Raw genomic sequence first — 15,100 nt, forward strand, 5'->3', positions numbered from 1 at the left:
TTACGACTTTTGAACGAATCGCCGTGCTCGGCTAGGATCGCATCGATGTCTTCCGCTCCCTTCCATTGCCGCATTGCCCTGGCCACCTGCGTGGTGCTGTCGGCTGTGCCGGTGTCATCGGCGCTGGCGCAACAGCCGCCGCGTGGCGATCAGGGGCGTGCAGAGATGATGGAGCGGGGCGAGCGCGGCAACCGCGGCGACGAACGTTCGCTGTCCGATGCCGTGCGCCGCGTGCAGCGCAGCACCGGTGGCCACATCCTCGGCGCCGAGCGCGTTCCGTTCGACGGTCGTGACATCAACCGGGTGAAGTACATGGACGATCGGGGCCGGGTCCGCTACATGGACGACCCCGCCCCGTCGCGTTCACAGCCGCGCACGCCGCGGTCGGATATGTCATCACTACGCGGCGATAACCCCTGAACAGGGATAGTCGCTGTTATCAACCCGTACCCCACAGGCCTCCGGGCCACACCCAGGACACTAGGGAGAGTTCATGCGTATCCTTCTGGTCGAAGACGAAGCCCCGCTGCGTGAGACCCTGGCAGCCCGGCTCAAGCGCGAAGGCTTTGCCGTCGATGCTGCGCAGGACGGCGAGGAAGGCCTCTACATGGGGCGCGAAGTCCCGTTCGATGTCGGCATCATCGACCTCGGCCTGCCCAAGATGTCGGGCATGGAGCTGATCAAGGCCCTGCGTGATGAAGGCAAGAAGTTCCCGGTGCTGATCCTGACCGCGCGTTCGAGCTGGCAGGACAAGGTCGAGGGCCTGAAGCAGGGCGCCGACGACTACCTGGTCAAGCCGTTCCACGTCGAAGAGCTGCTGGCCCGCGTCAACGCGCTGCTGCGCCGCGCCGCTGGCTGGAGCAAGCCGACGCTGGAATGCGGCCCGGTTGCCCTGGACCTGGCTGCGCAGACCGTCAGCGTCGCCGGCAGCAATGTCGACCTGACCAGCTACGAGTACAAGGTGCTGGAGTACCTGATGATGCATGCCGGTGAGCTGGTCTCCAAGGCCGACCTCACCGAGCACATCTACCAGCAGGACTTCGACCGCGACTCGAACGTGCTGGAGGTCTTCATCGGCCGCCTGCGCAAGAAGCTGGACCCGGATGGCGAGCTGAAGCCGATCGAGACCGTGCGCGGCCGCGGCTACCGTTTCGCGATCCCGCGCAACGAGGGCTGAGCCGGCTCACCCTGGCGATTACACGATGTCCGGCCGTCTGTGGTTCTTCCGACGCTGGCGGCCGCGCTCACTGCAGGCGCGCCAGATGTTCGCCGCGTCCGTGGGCCTGGTCGCGTTCCTGGCGCTGGCCGGTTACGCGCTCGACGCCGCCTTCGCCGATACGGCGAAGGCGAACCTGCGTGAGCGCCTGAAGAACTACGCCACCGCCTACGCGGCCGGCATCGACTTCACCCGCGACCGCTCGCTGTACATCCGCGAGCAGCCGCCGGATTCGCGCTTCGACGTGCCGGGCAGTGGCCTGTACCTGCAGGTAGTGATGCCGCACGGCAAGGGCAATTCGATGTCCGCCGAAGGCCCGATGCTGCCCACCGTCGGCGGCGGCCTGCTGGCACCGCGCCAGGAAGTGTTCGAAGGTCCGCTGCCGATGATCCAGATCGATGGCAGCCAGGGCTCGGTGTATCGCTATGGCCTGGGCCTGGTGTGGGATGCCGACGCCGATCCCGCCACCGAATTCCCGTACACCATCTATGTGATGGAAGACTCGCGCGCGCTGGGTGCGCAGCTGCGGGTGTTCCGCAGCCGGGTCTGGTTCTACCTGGGTGGCATCGGCCTGATCCTGCTGCTGCTGCAGACCGTCATCCTGCAGTGGAGCCTGCGGCCGCTGCGTCGCGTGATCACCGAGCTGACCAAGGTGCAGCGCGGCGAAACCGAGCGCATGAGCGAGCGCCACCCGCGCGAGCTGGAGCCGCTGACCGACAGCATCAACGCCTTCATTGAAAGCGAGCGCGAGAACCTCGAGCGCCAGCGCAATACCCTGGCCGACCTGGCGCACAGCCTGAAGACGCCCATCGCCGTGCTGCGCACGCAGATGGACAGCGGTGCCGGCGATGGCGCCCTGCGCGAGGAGCTGGACGTGCAGCTGCAGCGCATGAACAACCTGGTCTCCTACCAGCTGGCACGTGCTGCGTCGTCGGGCCACAAGCTGTTCTCCGCGCCGCTGCCGATCGAATCCAACGCCGAGGAGATCGTGCGCGGCCTGGAAAAGGTCTATGCCTCCAAGGGCGTGCTGTGCGAATTCGACATCGACCCGGCCGCGCGCTTCCACGGCGAACCGGGCGACCTGCAGGAACTGCTCGGCAACCTGCTGGAAAACGCCTTCAAGTGGGCCAACCGCCGCGTGTTGCTGACCGCGCAGCCGCTGCCGGCACCGAACGCGCGTCGTGCCGGCCTGCTGCTGGCGGTGGACGACGATGGCCCGGGCATTGCCCCGGACGACATCGGCAAGGTGCTGCAGCGTGGCGTGCGTGGCGACGAGCGCGTGCAGGGCCACGGCATCGGCCTGTCGATCGTGCAGGACCTGATCAAGGACTACCGCGGCGAACTGACCGTCGGCCGTTCCAGCGAACTGGGCGGGGCCCGCTTCGAAGTGCGTTTGCCGCCGGGGCCGTAGCCTTGTGTAGAGTCGAGCCATGCTCGACTGCTCCGTAAAAAGCAGCCGAGCATGGCTCGGCTCTACATCAGCTGCGGTAGTGAATCAGCCGACTATCGCCGGCGGCTCGCCATAGAACCGCCGCAGCTGCGCGGCCACTTCCGGCAACGCCTGCTGCAGCAGATCCGGCGCCGAGAAGTGATACTCGCTGGCCACCGCGAAGAACTCTTCCGGTGCTTCGGCCGCATACGGATCGATCAACGTTTCCTCGCCTGCGTCCACCTGTGCACAGAAGGCGTCGTAGGCGCGCTGGAAAATGCCCGCCCATTCGCGCTGCCATTCGCGCGGCAGTGGTGGCGTGCCGTCCATCGCACCATCCAGCGCATCCAGCTTGTGCACCATCTCGTGCACCGCCACGCAGTAGCCCTCGTGCGGCGTCGCCAGGTCGGCCTGCACATCGGCCCAGGACAGGATCAACGGACCGCTGTCCCACGACTCGCCAATCAGTTCGTCATCCCATTCGTGCAGTACGCCGGCTGCATCCATGTGGCTGCGGTGCACGCGGAACGCATCGGGGTAGACGATCAGCTGCGACCAGCCTTCCAGGCCCACTTCGCCGAACTCCAGCAGCGGCAGGCAGCACAGCGCCGCCAGCAGCACGCCATCGCCGGCCTGCAGCTGCAGCTCGCCGATCGGCGTGATGGTCTTCTCGTGCAGGAAGCGCGTGGCCAGCACGCGCAGGCGTGCGCGGCGTTCGTCGTCCAGACCGCGCAGCCAGGCCGCGCGGCGGCAGGCGTCTTCCCAAAGTGCATCGTCAATCGGCCGCGGCGCAGGCCGCAGCCACCGCAGCAACGACTTGATCAGCGGAACATTCCCGGCAGGTAGCTGTGCCACTTCGGCGCGCGGATGCGCTGCAGCACGTCGTCGTCGCTGCCGCCGCCGCCGGTGCTGGTGGCACTGCTGGCGGCCGGGCGAACCGCAGCCGGCTTGGTGGTGGCCGCCGAGGCGGTCGCGGTCGGTGCGCGCTGTGAGGCGGCATCACCGTTGGACGACACGCAGGCGCCGCGGCTGTCGTCCAGCGCTGCTGTCGCAGAGGCCGCGAAGGGCATCATCAGCAGGATCAGGCAATGGGCATAACGGCGCATTGACGACATCCACGTTAAGGGAAGGTGAGTTCCCGATTCTAGCCCGAACTCGCCGCCCCGTTGGAAGCCCTTGCGGAACCCAGCGTGGCGGGCGTCGCTGGCGGCTTTCCCGCATAATTCCTTTCTGACTTCGTGGAAGCTGCCGTGGACGATCGCCAATTGCTGGCCAAACTCGCTGCCGGTCGCCTGTCCGGCGACGCCCTGGCCCGTGAGCTGGGTCAGACCCGGGCGGCCATTTGGAAGCGTATTCAAGGACTTAGGGCCGCCGGTGTGGACATCGAGGGCCGCGCTGGCGAGGGCTACGGCCTGACCCGCCCGGTTGATCTGCTGGACCCGGACGCGATCCGCGCCGGCCTGCCTGCCGACGTCCAGGCCCTGCTGCACGACCTGCAGGTGGCTTGGACGGTGGACTCGACCAACGCCGAATTGCTGCGTTGCAGCGCGCCCCAGCGCGGGGTCAGCGTCCTGCTGGCCGAGCGCCAGACCGGCGGGCGCGGCCGTCGCGGCCGTACGTGGGCGTCGCCGCTGGCCGCGCATATCTACCTGTCGGTGCTGCGGCTGTTCTCCGGTGGCCTCGGCCGCTTGGCCGGGCTGAGCCTGGTGGCCGGCATCGCCGTGGCCGAAGCGCTGCACGACCTGGGCTATACCCAGGCGCAGCTGAAGTGGCCGAATGACCTGATTGTCGATGGCAAGCGCAAGCTGGTCGGCCTGCTCGCAGAAGGCGGTGGGGAATACGCCGGCCCGGCGCGCGCGGTGATCGGCATCGGCATCAACACGCACATGCCGCCGTCTTTCGCCGAACAGATCACCCAGCCGTGGGTGGACCTGGACACGCTGGCGGGCAAACCGGTGGACCGCAACGTGGTGGTCGCCGCCGTGCTGACGCGCCTGCTGCCGGCGCTGGAAGAATTCGATCGCGAAGGCCTGGCGCCGTTCCTGCCGCGCTATGCCGCGTTCGACATGCTGGCCGGTCGCGAAGTACGGGTGGAACTGGAAGGGCAGTGGCAGCATGGCACCGCGCTCGGCCTGGCCGATGACGGCGCCTTGCGCGTGCGCATCGATGGCCAGGAACGCCTGCTGCACGCCGGCGAAGTCAGCGTGAGGGCGGCATGAGCGATTGGTTGTTCGACCTCGGCAACTCGCGCTTCAAGTTCGCGCCGTTGCAGGGTGATCGTGCCGGTGACGTGCAGGCGTGGGCGCATGGCGCCGAAGGCATGGCCGGGCAGCCGCCGCACAGCCTGCCCAGCGGCACCACCGCGTTCGTGGCCAGCGTGGCGGCACCGTCGCTGACCAGCGCCATGCTGGACCAGCTGCAGCGCCGCTTCGAAAACGTGCACGTGGTGCGTACCAGCGCCGAATGCGCCGGCGTCCGCATCGCCTATGCCAAGCCGGAAAAGTTCGGCGTCGACCGCTTCCTGGCGCTGCTGGCCGCTGCCAAGGCGCAGCGCCCGGTGCTGGTGGTGGGCGTGGGCACCGCACTGACGATTGACCTGCTCGACGCCGACGGCCAGCACCACGGTGGCCGCATTTCCGCATCGCCGACCACCATGCGCGAAGCGTTGCACGCCCGTGCCGTGCAGCTGCCGGCCACGGGTGGTGACTACAGTGAGTTCGCCAACGACACCGCCGACGCGCTGGCCTCCGGCTGCGATGGTGCGGCCGTGGCGCTGATCGAACGCAGCGCGCAGCAGGCGCATGCGCTGCTCGGCGTGGCACCGTCGCTGCTGGTGCACGGTGGCGGCGCACCGGCGCTGATGCCGTTGCTGCCCGGCGCCGATTACCACCCCTCGCTGGTGCTGGATGGCCTCGCCCGCTGGGCGGTGCACCAGCCCGCAGGCTAGTATCCGCGCATGCTGACCCGTGCCCTGATCGTCGTGCTGGCCATCCTCAACCTTGGCGTCGCCTGCTGGTGGCTGCTGCGCGATGCACCACAGAAGCCTGCGCCGCCACCGCAACCCGCTGGCGTGGCCGAGCTGCGCTGGGTGCCCGGTGGCGTGGATGCCAATGCGGCCGCCGAAGCCACGGCCGCCGCGCCGACCGCGCCGTTGGTGGAGCGCGAGCTGGCGGAGAAGACAGCCGTGGCTGCAACGCCGGCGCCGGCTGTGCCGGCCAAGCCGGAAATTCCCAAGCCGCAGGTAGCTGAGGCTACGCCGGTTGCGGCCGCTGCCAAGCCGGTAGCACCGTCTGCATCCGTTCCGGCACCGGAGAAGCCCGCAACCCCGCCCGCGGCCGCCGAGCCGCCGCGCTGCGTCGCGCTGGGCCCGTTCGCAGACCGTGCCGCCGCGACCAGCGCGCAGGGCAAGGCCGGCGCTGTGCTCAGCCAGGTGCGCCTGCGCGAACAGCCCGCTGCCAGCGGCAGCGCCCGCTACCGGGTGATGCTGCCGGCCGCCGCCAACCGTGACGAAGCGCAGGCCACCGTGAAGCGCATCGTCGCCGCCGGCCTGAGCGACTACTACATCATCAGCCAGGGCGAGGAGGCCAACGCCGTGGCGCTGGGCCAGTACCGCAACCGCGAAGGCGCCGAGCGGCGCATGGCGGCGGTGCAGGCCGCCGGCTTCCAGCCGCGCCTGATCGCCAGCGGCGACGCCGGCCAGTGGTGGCTGGAAGGGCAGCTGGCGGCAGGTACGCAGCCGGCCCAGGCCCAGCAGCGCAGCGGGGCGGCGCAGAGCCGGTCGCTGGAATGCGCGCGGTTGCGCTAGAATCCCCTCACCGCGGCACTGCCGCCGGTGCACCACCCATGCCGCTTTAGCTCAGTTGGTAGAGCAACTGTCTTGTAAACAGTAGGTCATCCGTTCGATTCGGATAAGCGGCACCACTTGGGATTTGCTGAAACGCCATTGAAAATGGATGTTTCAACGAAGAAGGCTAGCGCGGTGTGCTGCTCGTCTGGCTTAGCCCGCATTGAAGCACGATTGCCACGCCCACGAGGACTTCGCCGACCATGAATGGGACTAGAAATTCCATCTGACATGGATTCGCCTATGACCGGCCCAATACTTCCGCATGAGGAAGGATGACGCTCAGGCGCTGCTATTAAATGACTGGCGTCGGCTGCCGCCCAGGGCCGAAATCCTACAGTGCGCGTGTTTCACGCGGCGCGGTATCGGATCTGAGATAAGCCGGATGGCATGCGGCCACAGCTGGGCGCTTCTGAACCATGCAAGGGTTCGACTTCATCGAAATTCCAAGCGAAGTCAATAGCCATCAATGGCCCTGAGTATGGCTGATACTCGTACTGAATTGATGGGAGACCGTTCGGCAAGCGTTTCAAGCGCACTGCGGATTCGGCGTTGCGCAACGGCCACGTGTTCACCACCCTGAAATTGCATGCTCGTAGTGATAAAGGTTCTAGACGTTCGACCCGGATTACGTTCAAACCAATGAACTACCTCCTCAAGGTCCGAGCGGGAGATCGTATGGAGCGCTCGGTCAAGCGAGCCTTGGCCTCGGGCTACGGTATCCAAGGCTTCGTCCAAGTCGGGCTCGGTAGTTTCCTCTCGCTCCGCTAGGTCCAATGCACTAATGAACCCTGCGTCGGTAAGCGGGCCGAAGATCTGAGCCTCATGCAGAGAGAGCTCCCGCCGCCGCGCGCCCCGACGCGGGGCGATCCAGTTTGCGATGAAGGCATCGGCAAGCTGATCCTGCCCCAGCTGCCTCATCAGCGCAATCGAAGAATTCGCGTTCATTGCGTGCATGGTCGGAGCTGCTGCTGGGAACGCCTCGGCGAACTTGGCAATGACATCTTCTGAATTGTCGTCGAACGAGTTGTGATAGGACTCCCATGCCAAAGTGAAAGCTTGGTCTGCACTGTTTGCTTGATGCGCAGATTCCATTCGAGCGACTTGGGCAGTGAACGCTGCAACGTCAGGATAGCCGTCCCGGACGTAGGCCGTCACCGCAAGATCAAGCTCGTCCGGGTAGAAGTCAACCTTGCTCAGAATGGCCTCCCATCGTTTCTCTTCCTCAGTGTGCTCACCATCGCTCATCGCGAACGCGAATCGATTGTGAGCAAGTGCTCGATCCATGGGCGGAGCTCCCTCTCCCGAGGCGTTGTGGCAGTACACGTACAGAGCCAGCGTTGCGCCGATCTGGAACTGAGTCGGGCCCGATGCAGCTGGAAATAGTTCGGTGAGGGGTGCAATTGCGTCCTTTACACGGGTCATGATGCGCATGTTACTTACGTCCAGTTGCATCAGAACGTGGCGCGCGCCTCTGTACCATTCATTCTGAACGTCGGTTCCTAGAATTATGTCGATGCACATTTCACTTGATGGGCGATATGTCACTTCTGCATTGAAAACCTTCTCTCGGTATTTGTTCCAATCATCGATGCCGTCCATAGTGGTGTCATTCAAGATCAGCACGACAGCGCATTGCCGCTCTTCGCATAGGAAGGTTACTAAACCCAAAACTTCTTCCAGATTGAGATCTTTCCCCCTTCTTTCGAGGTCATCCAGGCAGATGAGTCGCTCTCTCACTTGAGAGAAAGCAATCGTTCTGTAGAGCGCGTTTAGGTTGTTTAGCCAAGGGTTCTCGATCTGCGTCGCGGATTCAACAATGGCTCGCCCGGACACTTTTGATTTTATCCGTTCCCACCAAGTCGGCTCGGCCAGCGGAGGGCCTGCGTCGATCTCCCGCTGAAAGATCGCCAGCTTCAAATCTTCGAGACTGTTGACTCCGAAGAGAGACACATAGCTGTACTTGGCACGCGGTTGGTGTGGCGTGGACTCGACTAGGTTGCGCCACAAATGGGTCTTACCTCGCCCCCAGCCTCCAATCAGAGCTACTGCTCGCGGTTGTGGCGAGGAAATCAAGCGAACGAGCGTGGACTCTGCGGTCATTACGAGGCTCCTTCCGATGAGCATATCAGTTGCCCTGCGTAGGCAGCGCAAACGTCATTCAGGTTAGGTGTGAATCTCCGCGCGCACAAGCCGGCGTATCTACTCGTCTTGCGGTCAGACCCATGGGTTGCCTTTTCTGAAACCCCTGCAGGATTCCCACCCCTGTATGACGTTATCCGTGGCTCCTAAGCTCCCGCTTGCCCTATGGCGATGGTTCTATAAACGCGCCAGCAGATCCTCGATGACTACAGCCACAAAACGCGGTGCAGCTCGCCGAAAACGTAGATCGCAGAATTGCTCACTTCGGAGATGACTTGGCTGATCCAGATGGGGAAAGCCAAAAGCACTGCCCCGTATAACGTTAGCCAACACGAGAAATACACGTATCTAGACGTTGAGGCAGCCGCCAAGGGGATCAGCACCTCCCGCTGATGCCGCAGTACCGCGAGGATCGCATCATGTCGTCTATCGGAGAACGCAAATCTCTTTTCAGTAGTCGAGTGGAGAATGTTGACTCTGCTCTTTAGCTGGTCGAGTCGAGCGCTAAGTGAATCCAGGCTTGGCGGGGGCTGGCCCATGATTCCGGACTCGTCAACAAAAGTGGCACTAGGAGCAGGCTCTTGTGGTAAAAAATCCTTTGGTGACATGTGTTCTACTTTCCGCGCTCGTCTAGACGCTGTGTATGCCGCCACGAATGAGGCAGATAATCCAAGAAACGTGCAGCCCAGGCCGAATGCGGCTAGCAGCTGTGGTGGATAGAACCTTCCCAAGATGATGGTGATCGCCAGAATGGTGACGGTAACGCTGAGCCAAGCGAGTATATTCATTAGTGAGTTGGCGCTGTGCATGGTTGGGTCTTTGAGGTTTTCCATAGATTAGAGAAGATTGCTTTGTTCTCTCAAGCACGTAACCGAGTTTGCTCGTACCGATGGCCCGTATCGGTCGGCTCAGCGAAAGCCATCTGGGCGATCACCGCTATCTGGCCGATGGCGTTTCCGAACTGCGCATCGATGTGGGACCGGGTTACCGCGTGTACTACACCCAGCGCGGCAGGCAGTGGGTGATTCTGCTGGCTGGCGGCGACAAGGGTACGCAGCAACGCGACATCGAGAAGGCCAGGGAGATTGCGCGTGCCTTGTAGGCGTCGAACGGGCTGCAGGTGAAACGACTCACTACCGAAGTACTGGAGCTGTCCCATCATGGCCATCAAGAAGAAAATTGAACTCAAAGCATTTGACGTGGCCGAGCACCTTCGTACACCGGAGGAGATGGCGGCCTATCTCGATGCTTGCATCGAAGAAAGCGATGGCGATTCTGCGTTCATTGCCAAGGCGCTCGGCGACATCGCGCGCGCCCAGGGCATGAGCAAGGTCGCGCGTGCGGCAGGCCTGTCGCGTGAGAGTCTGCATCGCGCACTGTCGTGCGAGCGCAGCCCCGATTTCGCGACCATCCTCAAAGTGACCCGCGCCCTGGGTGTGCGCCTGCATGCCAGCGCAGCATAAGCACACGCGCCGATCTTGATGCGTCGGCGCGCCGCCTGTCGCAAAGACGGTGGAACGAACTTGAAAAAGCCGCCTTTCGGCGGTTTCTTCGTCCCAAGCCGGTGAGTCAGCTCAATGCATGACGTGGGCAGATCCTTCGATCAACGCCGCTGACACTGCCAACGCAGCCTCAGCTACGTACCTGCAACGCCACATACTCCGCCAGCCCCCGACAGGCCAGCATCAGCCCCTCGCGCGCGCCATCGCCGATATCGTCTTTCTCTTCCCCATCCACGCGCACGCGCTCGGCGGCGTGGTACAGCTCCAGCACCGACACCAGACCGGCGGCGGCGCGATCCCTGCGCGCGGCGTCCACCGCTTGGCCGGGCGTGCTGGCCGGCCCCTGCCACGGCTGTCCGTCGGCGGCATCGCCGGCCTGGATCTGCCGCAGGCACACGGGGAGGTTGATGGGCGTGGGTGCATCGTTCGCAGCGGCGAAGGCGGCTTCCAGGGGCTGCGCCAGTTCGAGCGGCAGATGCAGGGCGGCGTCGCCCAGCGTGGCGGTCAGATACGGGTAGAGGGTCTTGGACATGCGGGCATCCTCGTCAGGCACAGAGGCGCCGCCACGAGAGGGTGGCGGGCGATGCGTGGCTTCCAAGACCGGTGATCGATGAGCCGGCGGGCACAAGGCCCCCACGCACCGCCCGCCGTAGACCGGTGAACGGATTGCCAGCCGACGCCGTTCTTGGGAGGACGACGCCGGCTGGCAAGCGTATACAGCTTCAATCAAACGGGCTTGGAAGACCCGACCACCTTTGCAGGTGGCGATTCATCATGCGCACGCAGAATGCCCGCGTGCCAGTCGTTTTTTCCGATGGCATCGGGTGATCTGAAAGGAAAAATGAATTATCGCGATTGGCCTGTTTCGAGCATCGCAATGCCAGAAGCGACATATCGCGCAGCGCCGTCATCATCGGCCATCCGGGCCGCGCCACTGATGCCGCACGGCTTACAGTAGCGTGCGACGTAAAGCTGGCTTAACAGCCTCGGTAAAGCACCAAGGCAACGATACCAGACGTGAATCCCCACGCGCGCTACCCGGATCTTGATATTCCTCACGGACCGCCCGCAGCGCCCACCGCATACTGCCGCTACACGCCCACCTGGGCCCCTTCGGGATCCGCACATGCGTCGCCACGCCCTGTCGCTCACCGTCGCACTGGTATCCACCGCGTTCGTGGCCCCGGCCATGGCTGCGGTACCGTTCTTCAACGCCAGCTGCCCGGGCGGCATCGATGTTCACGCCGACGATGGCGGGCCGGTCTACGTGCAGGGCCGCGAGGCCACGCTGAAGCGCTACAACGACCGCTATTTCGAAGCACGCGATGCCAACAGTGGTATCACGTTGTCGATCAGCCGCAGCGATGACGGCACGCCGCAGATCAGCTACACCGGCCGTGGCGGCGCCAATGGCATCTGCCAGGTCAGTAGCAGTGGTGCGCCTGCGCCCGCCGCAAACAGCGCCCGCCCTCGCGACGCTGCCGCCGGGGATGCCGCGCTACCCCGCGAAGTCACCTGCGAATCCACCGGCCAGCAGCAGGTGTCGTGCGATCTGAATACCCGCGGCAACGTGGAAATCGTGCGCCAGCTCAGCCGTACCCGCTGCGAGGAAGGCAAGAACTGGGGGCTGGCGCGGCATTCGGTGTGGGTCAACGGCGGCTGCCGCGCGGTGTTCCGCAATGTGTCCTCGGTGGCCACCCCGGCGCCGGCAGGCGATACCGCGCTGGGTTCCTGCAACATGCGCAAGGGCGCGCAGGGCACGCTGGTGACCCAGATGCCGGTGGGTAGCGACTACCAGGAACTGATCATCGATTACCCCGATGGCCGCTTCCTGTGCATGATGCGCAACAACGGCCAGGTGCAGAGCATGACGCCGGTTCGTCGCCGCGGCGGTTGAGTTCGCGGGTAGGGACGCGGCGTCAGGCGCCTGTCTTCCGCAGCAACACCCACGCCAGCATCAGAGCGAACATGCCGACGACGGTCAGGCCGAACCACAGCGCGGCCACCTTCACGTTGCCGATCAATGCCTCCAGCATGCGGTGCAGTTCGCTTTTCAGGATCGGGTATTCAGCGTGTGCCTTGCGCAGGCGCTGCCACCCCAACCCGAGGAACAGCAGAAACGAGACTGGCGTCAGCAGCAGCATCGCCTGCATCAGCCAGTCGTTCGGCGACGCATCGATCGAGTTGCTCAAAAAAACCGCAAAAACGGCGATCGGCAGCGCTACGGTGAAAAGGCGTGGCCAGGCGGTATTGATGAAGGGCGACATCGCAATCTTCCATGAAGGGCGGTTGGGTCCGCGCGGCACCATGCCATGCCAATGCCCTGCTGCACCGCCGCGAGTGGTGTCACACAGCTCTGGCTAGACTGTGCTTCTTTTTCCCGCGCAGGAGGCACCCATGGCCCATCCCATCTCCGTATCCCTGATTGGCGTTCCCACCGACGTGGGTGCGGGCCATCGTGGTGCCCGGCTGGGGCCGGAAGCGCTGCGCGTGGCTGGGCTGCCGGAGGCGCTGGAAGCGCGCGGCGTGGACGTGCGCGACCTGGGCAACCTGGATGGTCCGCGCAACCCGTGGACCGCGCCGGTGGAAGGCTACCGCCACCTGGATGAAGTGGTGGCGTGGAACCATGCACTGATGGAAGCCAGCTATGCCGAACTGCAGGCCGGCCGCATGCCGATCATGCTCGGTGGCGACCACTGCCTGGGCATCGGTTCGATCACTGCGGTGGCGCGCTGGTGCCGCGAGCAGGGCAAGACCCTGCGCGTGCTGTGGCTGGATGCGCATTCCGATTTCAACACCAGCGATGTCACCCCGTCCGGCAACATCCACGGCATGCCGGTGGCCTGTCTGTGCGGCCTCGGCCCGGACGCGTTGACCCAGCTGGGTGGCAGCGCACCGGCGATCACCCCGTCGCAGATGCACCAGATCGGCATCCGCTCGGTGGATCCGGAAGAGAAGCGTCTGATCAAGACTCACAAGGTGGATGTCTATGACATGCGCTACATCGACGAGAACGGCATGAAGCGCGCGGTGGAAGCGGCGCTGGCCGGCATCGACGAGAACACCCACCTGCATGTCAGCTTCGATGTCGACTTCCTGGACCCGAGCATCGCACCGGGCGTGGGCACCACCGTGCCGGGCGGGGTGAACTACCGCGAGGCGCAGCTGGTGATGGAGATGATTGCCGACACCGGGCGCATGGGGTCGCTGGACATCGTCGAGCTCAACCCCTTGCTGGACAAGCAGAATGCCACCGCCGAACTGGCCGTGGACCTGGTCGAAAGCCTGTTCGGCAAGTCCACCCTGATGCGCGATTGACGGCTCCGCCTGAACGGATCTGTGATCCGTTCACACCCGCTCCACGCCCCTGCCGCCAGATTGCACTTCACGCGGCGGCAGTGGGCATCGGTGCCCTCCCGCCGAGCGAAAGAATCCCATCCGCGAATGAAGCGGTGTAGCGGTGAACCCAAGGAGAAGCCCATGAAGCGCGTAGTTGCCCTGATGCTGTTGTCGATGTTCTCGGTGGCCCTGCTGGCCGGTTGCAACACCATTGCCGGTGCCGGCAAGGACGTGCAGAAGGCGGGCGAGAAGGTCGAGGACACCGCGAAGGGCCGTTGAGCCCTGCACGGAACGGAAAGAGAAAAAGGCCGGGGATTTCCCCGGCCTTTTTTTGCGCGCGTTTCACCGCATGACTGTCTAAGCGGAGTGAACCATTCAAGCAGGTGAGCGTCTATTTCATGGCCGGTTGACCGTTAGTCAACAGCCGTTGCGCGAAGCTGGAGCCACGGTAAGAACGCCGTTGCAACCAAGGACTCCCAGCAATGAACAAAGACATCATTTCCGGCAAGTGGTCGCAGCTGAAGGGCAAGGCCCAGGCCAAGTGGGGCGATCTGACCAACGACGACTTCGATGTGGCCGAAGGCAATGCCGAGTATCTGGCCGGTCGCCTGCAGGAACGTTATGGCTGGGCCAAGGACCGCGCTGAGAAGGAAGTCCGTGAGTTCCAGGATGCGGTGAGCAAGGACTACCCGGACTACAAGTAAGCGCTACGGTTTCCCCCACAGCACAACGCCCGCACCGAGAGGTTGCGGGCGTTGCGCTGTCTGGGCAGGCGATCAGCGCGCCGGCGGGTCCGGCACGTAGCGGTTCGGGAACGCCTGCGGTTCGCGCGGCAGGCGTGAGGGCGAATCCATCAGGATGCCGCGCGCGCGCAGGTTGCGGGCGCTGTCGTAGCGCAGCTGCAGGACCTGCGCCGGGCTGCGGCTGGCGCGTTCGAAGTCGGTATCGCGTACCGAAGACTGCTCGCGTGCGCCGTGGCCGGTGCCCAGCGCTGGCGTCTGCGACTTGCTGGCGTAGCCCTCGATGCGGCTGTTGCTGGCGCTGGCATCGGCCGCCGCTTCGGCCTGTGCGGCCGGTGCCGGCAGCGGCAGGCTACGGCGCAGGATCGGCTCCGGGCGCCAGCGCCGCGCTTCCTCGAACACCGCAACACCGACCACGCCGATGTTGTCCGGGCGGCCGGTGCGGCTGGCGTAGCTGCCACTGGGGCTGCTGAACACGAACTGCGCCACTTCATCCTGGCTCTTTCGCCAGCCGGTGATGTCGGCGCGCTGGCCGGGGTTGAGCACGTAGCCGGTCTGCGAGGGATCGGCATCCTCGCCGGAGATGGCGTTGACGCCGTCCACCGACAGCACCACCAGCACCCGGCGCGGGCTGTCGTTGTACAGGCGTACGGCGTAGCGGTGGCCGCGTTCCCCGGCCACCCAGCGCTGGCCCTCGGCGGGGTAGCTGCGCAGTTCGCTACCGCGGTCGCGGTCGACCAAGGCCATGCGCACGGGGCCGCCCTCGTACGCCGGCGGCGGCATCGGGGCGGGGCGGAAGCCGGCCAAGGGCAGGATCAGCAGCAGGGGCAGCAGGCGTTTCATCGGGCGTCTCCAGCGGGGTTGCGTGAATGAACGCGCCGCAGGCCC

Annotated in this window: 19 protein-coding genes and 1 tRNA gene; 13 read left to right on the plus strand and 7 right to left on the minus strand. The window is 64.8% G+C overall.

Features of this window, described 5'->3' with window-relative positions:
* Nucleotides 1-45: 45 nt before the first annotated feature.
* The 3 genes from FQS62_RS01295 (at nucleotide 46) to FQS62_RS01305 (ending at nucleotide 2,627) form a co-directional block, all read left to right on the plus strand.
* On the plus strand, nucleotides 46-420 hold the full coding sequence (locus FQS62_RS01295; RefSeq protein ID WP_049448207.1) for a hypothetical protein: 375 nt from the start codon (nucleotides 46-48) through the stop codon (nucleotides 418-420).
* A gap of 73 nt (nucleotides 421-493) precedes the next feature.
* Entirely contained in the window at nucleotides 494-1,177 is a 684-nt protein-coding gene (locus tag FQS62_RS01300; protein WP_004136763.1) for a response regulator transcription factor, read from the plus strand.
* Nucleotides 1,178-1,202: 25 nt separating this feature from the next.
* Nucleotides 1,203-2,627, plus strand: a complete 1,425-nt coding sequence (locus tag FQS62_RS01305; RefSeq protein WP_049448209.1) for an ATP-binding protein — start codon at nucleotides 1,203-1,205, stop codon at nucleotides 2,625-2,627.
* A gap of 84 nt (nucleotides 2,628-2,711) precedes the next feature.
* On the opposite strand, the gene FQS62_RS01310 is transcribed toward FQS62_RS01305, so the two are convergent.
* Together FQS62_RS01310 and FQS62_RS01315 are read right to left on the minus strand one after the other, a co-directional pair.
* Nucleotides 2,712-3,500: a M90 family metallopeptidase gene (locus FQS62_RS01310; RefSeq protein ID WP_170935782.1), complete on the minus strand. Its 789-nt coding sequence runs from the start codon at nucleotides 3,498-3,500 to the stop codon at nucleotides 2,712-2,714.
* Entirely contained in the window at nucleotides 3,467-3,751 is a 285-nt protein-coding gene (locus FQS62_RS01315; protein ID WP_014035646.1) for a hypothetical protein, read from the minus strand. Before FQS62_RS01315 ends, FQS62_RS01310 begins: the two co-directional genes overlap by 34 nt.
* 144 nt (nucleotides 3,752-3,895) lie before the next feature.
* Between FQS62_RS01315 and birA the strand changes: the two genes are divergently transcribed.
* The 4 genes from birA to FQS62_RS01335 all read left to right on the plus strand — a co-directional run bounded on the left by birA (nucleotide 3,896) and on the right by FQS62_RS01335 (nucleotide 6,566).
* Nucleotides 3,896-4,864 (plus strand): bifunctional biotin--[acetyl-CoA-carboxylase] ligase/biotin operon repressor BirA, encoded by a 969-nt coding sequence (gene birA / locus FQS62_RS01320; protein ID WP_088480266.1) that lies wholly within the window; start codon nucleotides 3,896-3,898, stop codon nucleotides 4,862-4,864.
* On the plus strand, nucleotides 4,861-5,592 hold the full coding sequence (locus FQS62_RS01325) for a type III pantothenate kinase (protein WP_088480267.1): 732 nt from the start codon (nucleotides 4,861-4,863) through the stop codon (nucleotides 5,590-5,592). Before birA ends, FQS62_RS01325 begins: the two co-directional genes overlap by 4 nt.
* Nucleotides 5,593-5,601: 9 nt before the next feature.
* Nucleotides 5,602-6,450, plus strand: a complete 849-nt coding sequence (locus FQS62_RS01330) for an SPOR domain-containing protein (RefSeq protein ID WP_208043283.1) — start codon at nucleotides 5,602-5,604, stop codon at nucleotides 6,448-6,450.
* A gap of 40 nt (nucleotides 6,451-6,490) precedes the next feature.
* Nucleotides 6,491-6,566 (plus strand) — tRNA-Thr (locus FQS62_RS01335).
* Between the two features lie 379 nt (nucleotides 6,567-6,945).
* Here FQS62_RS01335 and FQS62_RS01340 read toward each other — a convergent pair.
* The gene (locus tag FQS62_RS01340; RefSeq protein WP_208043281.1) at nucleotides 6,946-8,592 is read right to left on the minus strand and encodes a hypothetical protein; all 1,647 of its coding nucleotides are present in this window, start codon (nucleotides 8,590-8,592) and stop codon (nucleotides 6,946-6,948) included.
* A gap of 928 nt (nucleotides 8,593-9,520) precedes the next feature.
* Between FQS62_RS01340 and FQS62_RS01345 the strand changes: the two genes are divergently transcribed.
* Both FQS62_RS01345 and FQS62_RS01350 read left to right on the plus strand, forming a co-directional pair.
* The gene (locus FQS62_RS01345) at nucleotides 9,521-9,733 is read left to right on the plus strand and encodes a type II toxin-antitoxin system RelE/ParE family toxin (RefSeq protein ID WP_208043279.1); all 213 of its coding nucleotides are present in this window, start codon (nucleotides 9,521-9,523) and stop codon (nucleotides 9,731-9,733) included.
* Between the two features lie 58 nt (nucleotides 9,734-9,791).
* Nucleotides 9,792-10,094 carry an addiction module antidote protein gene (locus FQS62_RS01350; RefSeq protein WP_208043277.1) on the plus strand — a complete coding sequence of 101 codons (303 nt, stop codon included), beginning with the start codon at nucleotides 9,792-9,794 and terminating at the stop codon, nucleotides 10,092-10,094.
* A 169-nt stretch (nucleotides 10,095-10,263) separates the two neighbouring features.
* Here the strand turns inward: FQS62_RS01350 and FQS62_RS01355 are convergent, their stop codons facing one another.
* Together FQS62_RS01355 and FQS62_RS01360 are read right to left on the minus strand one after the other, a co-directional pair.
* Nucleotides 10,264-10,665: a hypothetical protein gene (locus tag FQS62_RS01355; RefSeq protein WP_208043275.1), complete on the minus strand. Its 402-nt coding sequence runs from the start codon at nucleotides 10,663-10,665 to the stop codon at nucleotides 10,264-10,266.
* Between the two features lie 190 nt (nucleotides 10,666-10,855).
* The gene (locus FQS62_RS01360; protein ID WP_208043273.1) at nucleotides 10,856-11,047 is read right to left on the minus strand and encodes a hypothetical protein; all 192 of its coding nucleotides are present in this window, start codon (nucleotides 11,045-11,047) and stop codon (nucleotides 10,856-10,858) included.
* A 212-nt stretch (nucleotides 11,048-11,259) separates the two neighbouring features.
* Between FQS62_RS01360 and FQS62_RS01365 the strand changes: the two genes are divergently transcribed.
* Nucleotides 11,260-12,030, plus strand: coding sequence for a DUF3011 domain-containing protein (locus tag FQS62_RS01365; protein ID WP_208043272.1), 771 nt, complete (start codon nucleotides 11,260-11,262; stop codon nucleotides 12,028-12,030).
* Between the two features lie 22 nt (nucleotides 12,031-12,052).
* Here the strand turns inward: FQS62_RS01365 and FQS62_RS01370 are convergent, their stop codons facing one another.
* Nucleotides 12,053-12,400 carry a hypothetical protein gene (locus FQS62_RS01370; protein ID WP_208043270.1) on the minus strand — a complete coding sequence of 116 codons (348 nt, stop codon included), beginning with the start codon at nucleotides 12,398-12,400 and terminating at the stop codon, nucleotides 12,053-12,055.
* Nucleotides 12,401-12,530: 130 nt separating this feature from the next.
* On the opposite strand from FQS62_RS01370, the gene rocF reads away from it, so the two are divergent.
* The 3 genes from rocF to FQS62_RS01385 all read left to right on the plus strand — a co-directional run bounded on the left by rocF (nucleotide 12,531) and on the right by FQS62_RS01385 (nucleotide 14,176).
* Complete coding sequence (gene rocF / locus FQS62_RS01375) at nucleotides 12,531-13,451, plus strand: arginase (RefSeq protein WP_107378954.1); 921 nt, start codon at nucleotides 12,531-12,533, stop codon at nucleotides 13,449-13,451.
* A 162-nt stretch (nucleotides 13,452-13,613) separates the two neighbouring features.
* Nucleotides 13,614-13,751, plus strand: a complete 138-nt coding sequence (locus FQS62_RS01380) for an entericidin A/B family lipoprotein (RefSeq protein ID WP_008266021.1) — start codon at nucleotides 13,614-13,616, stop codon at nucleotides 13,749-13,751.
* 203 nt (nucleotides 13,752-13,954) lie between these two features.
* Complete coding sequence (locus FQS62_RS01385; RefSeq protein ID WP_004153772.1) at nucleotides 13,955-14,176, plus strand: CsbD family protein; 222 nt, start codon at nucleotides 13,955-13,957, stop codon at nucleotides 14,174-14,176.
* Nucleotides 14,177-14,248: 72 nt separating this feature from the next.
* Here FQS62_RS01385 and FQS62_RS01390 read toward each other — a convergent pair whose 3' ends face one another.
* Complete coding sequence (locus FQS62_RS01390; protein ID WP_208043269.1) at nucleotides 14,249-15,055, minus strand: hypothetical protein; 807 nt, start codon at nucleotides 15,053-15,055, stop codon at nucleotides 14,249-14,251.
* Nucleotides 15,056-15,100 lie beyond the last annotated feature (45 nt).

This window comes from Stenotrophomonas sp. SBJS02 (assembly GCF_020428325.2).
GTDB classification, from domain to species: Bacteria; Pseudomonadota; Gammaproteobacteria; order Xanthomonadales; family Xanthomonadaceae; genus Stenotrophomonas; species Stenotrophomonas africana.